General features: G+C 65.3%; 4 protein-coding genes and 1 pseudogene. 2 read left to right on the top strand and 3 right to left on the bottom strand.

Features of this window, described 5'->3' with window-relative positions:
• Positions 1 to 220: 220 nt before the first annotated feature.
• Positions 221 to 5,443: an alpha-2-macroglobulin family protein gene (locus tag B3446_RS18795; RefSeq protein ID WP_409558323.1), complete on the bottom strand. Its 5,223-nt coding sequence runs from the start codon at positions 5,441 to 5,443 to the stop codon at positions 221 to 223.
• Positions 5,444 to 5,613: 170 nt separating this feature from the next.
• A complete protein-coding gene (gene clpS, locus B3446_RS18790; protein ID WP_056562630.1) occupies positions 5,614 to 5,928 on the bottom strand; it encodes an ATP-dependent Clp protease adapter ClpS in 315 nt (104 codons plus the stop codon).
• A gap of 226 nt (positions 5,929 to 6,154) precedes the next feature.
• Here clpS and B3446_RS18785 point away from each other — a divergent pair, with 226 nt between their 5' ends.
• Positions 6,155 to 6,400, top strand: coding sequence for a cold-shock protein (locus B3446_RS18785; protein WP_006220277.1), 246 nt, complete (start codon positions 6,155 to 6,157; stop codon positions 6,398 to 6,400).
• A gap of 94 nt (positions 6,401 to 6,494) precedes the next feature.
• The gene (locus B3446_RS18780; protein WP_291383986.1) at positions 6,495 to 7,037 is read left to right on the top strand and encodes a DUF192 domain-containing protein; all 543 of its coding nucleotides are present in this window, start codon (positions 6,495 to 6,497) and stop codon (positions 7,035 to 7,037) included.
• Between the two features lie 105 nt (positions 7,038 to 7,142).
• Here B3446_RS18780 and B3446_RS18775 read toward each other — a convergent pair.
• Positions 7,143 to 7,285, bottom strand: a pseudogene (locus B3446_RS18775) (3-oxoadipyl-CoA thiolase); the annotation flags it as partial.

Genomic DNA, 7,285 nt, shown 5'->3' with positions numbered 1-7,285 from the left:
TTCAGGCTGCACCGGGTAGCGCCAGATGCCGTCGCGGCTGGGGTAGTTGCGCAGCGGGGTGCCATCGGCGGCAACGACAACCGCCGCCCCGCCCGAGTCGATGGGGGGCAGCGGATATAGACGGTCAAGCGCGAATAACAACGCGGCNNGCCCGCGAAGATGCCGCGCCGCCGCCAGCGGCGGGCGCGCGATGCGCCCGCCTGGCAAGCAGCGGCGGCGTTCAAGGACGCTTGGCGCCGCGATCGCGGATTTCGACCGTGCTCCATTGCTCACCCACGCCGCGGATTTCGGGCCGGTACATATCCTCGGCCACCGTCGACGGCACCGCGTAGCGGCCCGGCGTCACGACGCGCACCAGATAGAACACGTCCACCTTGCCACGGCCCAGCGATACCGCCGCGACGTAGCGGTCGTCGCGGAACTCGCGATGCTTGATGTTGGAATCCGACATGGCGTCGGCCACGCGGCGTCCGCCGATCTTCCAGTCCTGCATCTCGGGGCTTTGCGACAGGTTGAGGTTTTCGACCTCGAAGCCCGCCGGCACGCGGTCAACCAGCAGCCCGTCCGGGATGTTCTGGTTGGCGCTGGCCTGGACCCACACCACCAGCATGTCGCCGGTCTGCAGGGTGCCGCCGTCCCACGGGCGGCCGTCCGGACGGTACCAGCCACGCTTGAGCTGGATGATGTCGTTGCGCGGCGCGGGCGTCGCGGTCGGGCTGCCCTGGATGTCGTATTCGACAAACAGCGATTGGCTTCCCGTGTTCTGCAACTGCGTGCCCGCCAGATCCGCGGCCGACAGCGACACGGTCTGGTCGCTCTTGCCGCCGGTCAGCGGCTTGCGCTCGCCATTGACGGTCAGCACCGCTTCCCACGGCGTGTTCTTGCTGCCGCCCGCGGCGCGCGCGGCCAGCAGCAGGGCCATCTGTTCCTGCGTGGACAGGTACGAACGATTGCCCAGGCGGCTGGAAAGCTGATTCAGCAGGTTCTCGCTGCGTTCGTGGCGCAGCTCGTATTGCGAGACCAGCGCGTAGGACAACGCGTAGTCGCGCACGCTGCTGCCGTAGTCGCCCATCCATTCGTCGTAGTAGGCGCTGCTGCGGTTGTTGATGTTGATGCCATAGGTGCGCGTCATGGCCAGGTCAAGCGCCTGCTTCATGCGCCCTTCGTCACCCATCAGCTTGAAGGCGGCGGCCAGTTGCACCAGCGGCAGCGGCGAGCGCGCGCGCTCCTGATAGTTGTCGAACAGCTGACGCACGGTCGACAGCGGCGCCTTCTTGTCGCGCGCCAGCACCAGCGCGGCAGTGGCCAGGCCGGCAAAGCGGCGATGGTCTTCGCGCAGCACGTTGGCGTCGCTGCTGTCGATGCGGTTGGCCTCGACGTTGCGGCGCAGGTTTGCCGACCACGTACCGAATGCGCCGGCGCTCTGCTGCACCTGCTCCAGCAGCCACGTCCGCGAACGGTCCAGCGATGCCTCGGGCACCTCGAAGCCACGATCGCGTGCGTCCTGCATGAAGCCCACGGCGTAGGCCGTCAGCCACACATCGCGCGAGGACGCGCCGCTCCAGAGGTTGTACGAACCGACCGAGTTGCGCATGCCCGACAGGCGGCTGATGGCGCCAGCGACCTTGGCGGCGCGTTCGGCCTCGGTGCGCGGCTTCAGGCCGAACTGCTTGGCTGCGTCTTCATCCAGCATCACCCACGGCATGGCCGCGCTGATGGTCTGCTCGGTGCATCCATACGGATAGTTAAGCAGGTCCTCGACCAGACGGTTGACGTTGAACGGCGGACGATTGGACACGGTCAGGCTGACGGTCGTCGAGTCCGGGTAATAGGACGCCACCCACGACGCCTGCGCCGGTTGCGACTCGCCCGGATTCAGGCGCAGACGCCGCACCTGGCGCTCCGGCGCATGCGCGGGCTGCACCTGCAGCACGGACTCGCGCACGATGCGGATCGGCTTGGCGCCGCCCTGCCCGTCTACCGTCAGGCGCATGAGGCCCAGGCCGTACGAGCCGGTGGTGGTCGCCGTGAACCGCAGCGTCGTGCGCTGCTTGTCTTTCAACGTGACAGTGCGCACGCCGTCGACGATGGCCAGCGGATCCAGGGCCTCGAGCTTGATCGAGATCTTCTGTTCGGCGCCGCTCATGTTGGTGACGTCCAGCGCAATGGCGGCCTGGTCGCCCGGCGTGATGAAACGCGGGGTATTCAGTTCCGCCACGATGGGCGCTGCCACAACCATTTCGGCGTCGGTGCTGCCGTAGTTGTCGGGCGTGAACGCGACGGCCATCAGGCGCAGCGTGCCATTGAAGTCGGGCAGGTCCAGCGGGATGTCCGCTTCGCCCTGCGCGTTGAGCGCAACGGGACCCGAGAACAGATCCACGAGCTTGACCTTCTTGGGCAGGCTCTTGCTGTCGCCGCGCATCGCGGCGTCGCCGCCCCACTTCAGCTTGCCCTTGGTGCCGTCCATCTTCTCGATGAGCTTGCCGTACATGTCCAGCAACTCTGGCGCGTAGCGGTGCTTGCCGAAGAAGTAATCCAGCGGATCGGGCGTGGCGTACTGGTTGATGTTGAGAATGCCCACGTCGACCGCGGACAGCGTCACCATCGCCTGCTTGCCCTGCGCGCCATCGACCTTGACGCGCACGGTCGTCTTGGTCTCCGGCACGGCCTTGGGCGCGGCGGTCAGCTTGACGTCCAGCTTGCGGTCGGCGCTGGCGATCGGCAGGAACGCCAGGCCCAGCGCGCGGGCCGGCGTGACGCGGTCGCCTTCGCTGCCGGGGCGGAACACCGCCGCGGCCACGTACAGGTCGTGACGCTTCCATTCCTTGTCGACCGGAATCTCGACCTCGGTGCCCGTGGCCTTCACGGCCACCCACTTGGACCACAGCATGCGGTCGCCTTCGACGGTGATGAGCGCCTGGCCATCATGCGGCGGCGTCAGGGTCAGCTTGACGGTGTCGCCCGGCTTGGCGGGCACGCCTTCCAGCTTCATCTGCACGCGGTCGGGACGGTTGCCCATGGCATCGGCGTCTTGCGCGTTCCAGCCGGCATAGAAGCGATAGCGCATCGTTTCGCCGGTTTCCGGATCCGTGATTTCCAGACGGTAGCGGCCCCACTTGACCGGCACGGTCAGCTGGGCGCGATCGTTCAGCGCGATTTCGCGCGAGTCGACCAGCTCTTCGGTTTCGGTATAGCCGCTGTTCCAGCCGCGCTGGTCGTCGAACCGCCAGTAGTACTGGCGCTCTTCGCGGAACAGACGCATCTGCGCCTGCGCGAGCGGTTCGATCTTGCCTTGCGCGTTGGCGCGGATGACTTCAAAACCGGCCGGCGCGTTCTCGCGGGCCACGTCGCTGTCGAACTGCGGACGGACGGCGATCAGCTTGTCGGCGGGCCAGACGGTGCGTTCGATGGAGCGGACCACCGGGCGGCCGCCGGATTCCAGCAGGCTGGCGGACACACGGACCTTCATCGGCGAATGCGTGCCGGCGGCGTTCGGATTCACGTCGAGCTGCGCGCGGCCCTTGTCGTCCAGCGCGGATTCCGGCAGTTCACCGAAGCTGCGGCGCGTATCGTCGGCCACGTCGCCAAAGATGAAGCCCGGCCATTGCTGGGCCAGCGCAAAACGATCACGTTTGACCTGGAAGGTGGCCAGCAGACGGTTGCCGGCAGCCGGCGCGCCATACAGGTAGTCGCCCTGCACATCGACGGTCAGCTCCTCGTCGGGGGACAACACGTCCTGGCCCGAGGTCAGCGCCATCTTCATGCGTTCGGGCAGGAATTCCTCGACCTGGAACTTCCACGAGGCGTCCGGCGCGCGCGAGGACGGATCGACGCGCAGCTCCAGCAGCCACGTGCCGGTCTGCGCATCCAGCGGCAGATCGATCGCGCGTTCGACGTAGCCGGGCAGATCCTTTTGCGGTTGCCACAGCGCGGTCTGCATGGTGCGGCCATCAGGACGCTTGATGGTGGCGGTCAGCGGCGACGGCGTCAGCACGCGGCCGTCGAGGTCGCGCGGCAGCACCGATACGTGGAAGGTTTCGCCGGGGCGATACAGGTTGCGGCCGGCGTAGACAAACAGATTGTTGGCGCGCGACGCGTGGCCGCCCGTATCGAATTCGGAGAGGTCCAGCGCCGGTTCGCCCAGCGCCAGCACGGTCATTTCCTTGTCGCGCGAGGCGCGGATGACGCGGGCATTGGCAAAGCTGCCGTCAAAGCGGACATGGCCCTGCGCATCGGCGGCCGCCTTGGCCAGCGGCTTGCCGGCGCCGTCCACCAGTTCAAACACCGCGCCCGAGATGGCCTGGCCGGATTTCAGCGACACCGAATACGCTTCGATGCGGTCGCTGTAGCGGCGCGCGTGCAGCCCGATGTCGCTGACATAGAAATAGGTGACCTGGTACTCATAGCGGAAACGGCCCGGTTGGCTCATGACCGCAACGTAGATGCCCGGCTCCTGCAATTCCTTGATGCCCTCGACGGGCAGGAACGTGACGTGGCGGCGGTTGGGCTTGTCGTCAGTGACGAAGCGGCCCTGGTAAACGCTGGTCGTCAGCGAATTCAGCCGGTCCAGGTCCCAATTGCTGACCGAGCCCTTCAGGCTGCGGTTACCCGCGTAGCGCCAGTCGTTCTCGTCATAGTTGCCGTCGTCCTCGTCTTCCGAGGCGGCCGGCGTGCGGCCCACGCCCAGCACGGTGTCGAAGAGTTCGGGCACGCGTTCGGGAGACACGCGCAGGAACTGCACGTCAACCTCGGGCACATTGACCGTGGCGACCGGCAAGCCGCCGTTCTGGCCGGCGGGCAGCACGACGCCGCGGCTGGCGAAGTAAAACGACGGCGGCATGGCCTGCGTGCTGACTTCGCAATGCGAAGCCTCGGTCAGCGCGACCTTTTCGCCCGCGCCGGGCAGACCCGAGCGGACCGTGATCGCGTAGGAGCGCTGCGGCTGCACATACGGGAAGTACACCACGCGCGGGTTGTCGCCGACGACCCAGTTGCCCTTGAGGATCTTGCCCTTGGGCGCGGAATCGCCAGGACGCACCGAGGCCGGCTGCTGGCCCGGCGCGGCGGCCGATTCGCTGTCCTCGTCGGCCTTGCCGGCCGTCGAACCCGTATCGGTCACCTGAAGGAAAGCGTCCAGATTGCTCTTGGCATCCACCGGCTGCGTGAAGGTCACGGCCAGCGACAAGGCATCGTTGTATTGGCGGGGTTGGCAATTCAAGGCCGCGAAGGGATCCGCGGCACCCACGGTTGCGGTGGCAGGCAGTGCTGGCGCCGCGCTGTTCGCCGCCTGCGGAGCCGTGGCGGTCGCTGTCTGCGCCGCCGGAACCGCTGCCGGACTTGCCGGCTGCTGCCCCTTGCCCATCCACCAGCCCGCGCCAATCGCGCCGGCCACCACCGCGATCCCGGCTACAGCCAGCCAGGTCTTGTTGAACTTTCCACTCACGGCGAAACCTCCCCGCCCACTAGAACGCAACGCTCCTTAGCGGCGGAGCTGCCGACCCGCATGTGCCGCGCGCTTCCCGTTACGCGGCAAAACCGTTCATCCCTATGCCTGGGATGCAACCGGCAGCACAACGCCGCCATTGCTGGCGGCGCCAATGTGTTTTGTCGAGATCAAACCGGTTCCATCACGCACTGCAGCGGGTGTTGACGCGCCCGCGCATACTGACCTACCTGCGCGATCCGTGTGGCGGCGAGGTCACGGGGGTAAACCCCGCAGACGCCTCGGCCTTCGTGATGCACTTGCAGCATGATGCGCGTCGCCTCTTCCTGGTTTTTATTGAAGAATTTCTGCAGCACTTTCACGACGAACTCCATCGGGGTGTAGTCGTCATTAAGCAGCAACACCTGGTACATCGGCGGCGGCGCAGTACGTGCCGGCGCCTTCTCGACGACCAAGTCATGCTGGGAATCCAAGGTAGAACTCATAGGGCGGGTATTCTATTTAAACTGGGGACGGCAACCACTCAACTTACTGAAAATTACACGCAGAAATACGTAGTATCCATACTTGACTAGGTCAAGAAAAGCGGCGCATTATCCACGCATTCTGGGGTTTTCAATTTACCGAAAATCTGCCAGGAAGCCGGAGGGGGGACAGGGGTCTAGACCACAATGCCCTTCTGTCAACATACGATTCAATGAGGCAGGCCGCATGTCTGATACGACCGCAACCGCCGTCCAAGGGGACAATCCCAAATCGACGGGCACCGTCAAATGGTTCAACGATGCAAAGGGGTTTGGCTTCATTACGCCCGACGATGGCGGTGAAGATCTGTTCGCCCACTTCTCGTCCATCCAGATGAATGGTTTTAAAACCCTGAAAGAAGGCCAGAAAGTGGCCTTCGAGATTATCCAGGGGCCTAAAGGCAAACAGGCGCTCAATATTACGGCTGCCTGAGTTACCCTTTAAAGCGCAACGGTAAGGTTGCGCCATTATCCAGGCGGGGCTTTCGGGCCCCGCCTTGTTATTTTTCTTAATACTCCGCCGGGCCATGCTGAAGATTGCCGTTTTGTTTCCCATTGTTCGCACGCTGTTCAAAACAACCTTCACCAAGGCATCGTCGGCGGTTACCGCGGCAGGCCGCAAAGTGCCGGTGATCGCCGCTGCAGCCATCGCGATCGCAACCGCCCTGCCTCTGCCCGTCAGTGCCCAGCAACAGACCGGCCCGCAGCCGCGTCTGCCCACGACGCAACTGTCGGCCGGCATCCATATTATCCGCGCGGAAGTTGCAAACACGGACGCCACGCGGCGCGACGGCCTGATGTTCCGCAGGGAACTGCCCGGCAACGATGGCATGCTGTTCGTCTTCGACCAGCCGGACGTGCAGTGCTTCTGGATGCGCAACACGCTGCTGCCGCTGTCGATTGCCTTTATCGCCGACGACGGCACGATCGTCAACATTGAAGACATGGCGCCGCAGACCGAAGACCCGCATTGCGCAAAGAAGCCAGTGCGCTACGCGCTGGAAATGGCGCAAGGGTGGTTCGGCAAGCACGGCATCACCGCCGGCAAAAAGCTCGACGGCCTGCCCTGACGCTTTCCGGCAGACCGCCCCAGCAGGTAATGACAAAGGGAGCCCGAGGGCTCCCTTGTTGTTCGCCGGGCTGCGCGACGCGCGCCGCCCGCCATACCACGCGCCTTACACGCGTTCGATGATCAGCGCGATGCCTTGGCCGACGCCGATGCACATCGTGCACAGCGCATAGCGGCCGCCAGTGCGGTGCAGCTGGTTGATGGCCGTGGTGGCCAGACGCGTGCCGCTGGCGCCCAGCGGGTGGCCCA

It is taken from the genome of Achromobacter sp. UBA5777 (assembly GCF_002418565.1).
In the GTDB taxonomy this organism is placed as follows: domain Bacteria; phylum Pseudomonadota; class Gammaproteobacteria; order Burkholderiales; family Burkholderiaceae_B; genus Achromobacter; species Achromobacter animicus.
The sequence above is the reverse complement of the archived record's forward strand: the minus strand, read 5'-3'. Positions and strand labels throughout refer to the sequence as shown.

Coding starts and splice junctions, on each gene's coding strand:
- clpS (WP_056562630.1), bottom strand. CDS start 5,928: ATGAGTTCTACCTTGGATTCCCAGCATGACTTGGTCGTCGAGAAGGCG.
- B3446_RS18785 (WP_006220277.1), top strand. CDS start 6,155: ATGTCTGATACGACCGCAACCGCCGTCCAAGGGGACAATCCCAAATCG.
- B3446_RS18780 (WP_291383986.1), top strand. CDS start 6,495: ATGCTGAAGATTGCCGTTTTGTTTCCCATTGTTCGCACGCTGTTCAAA.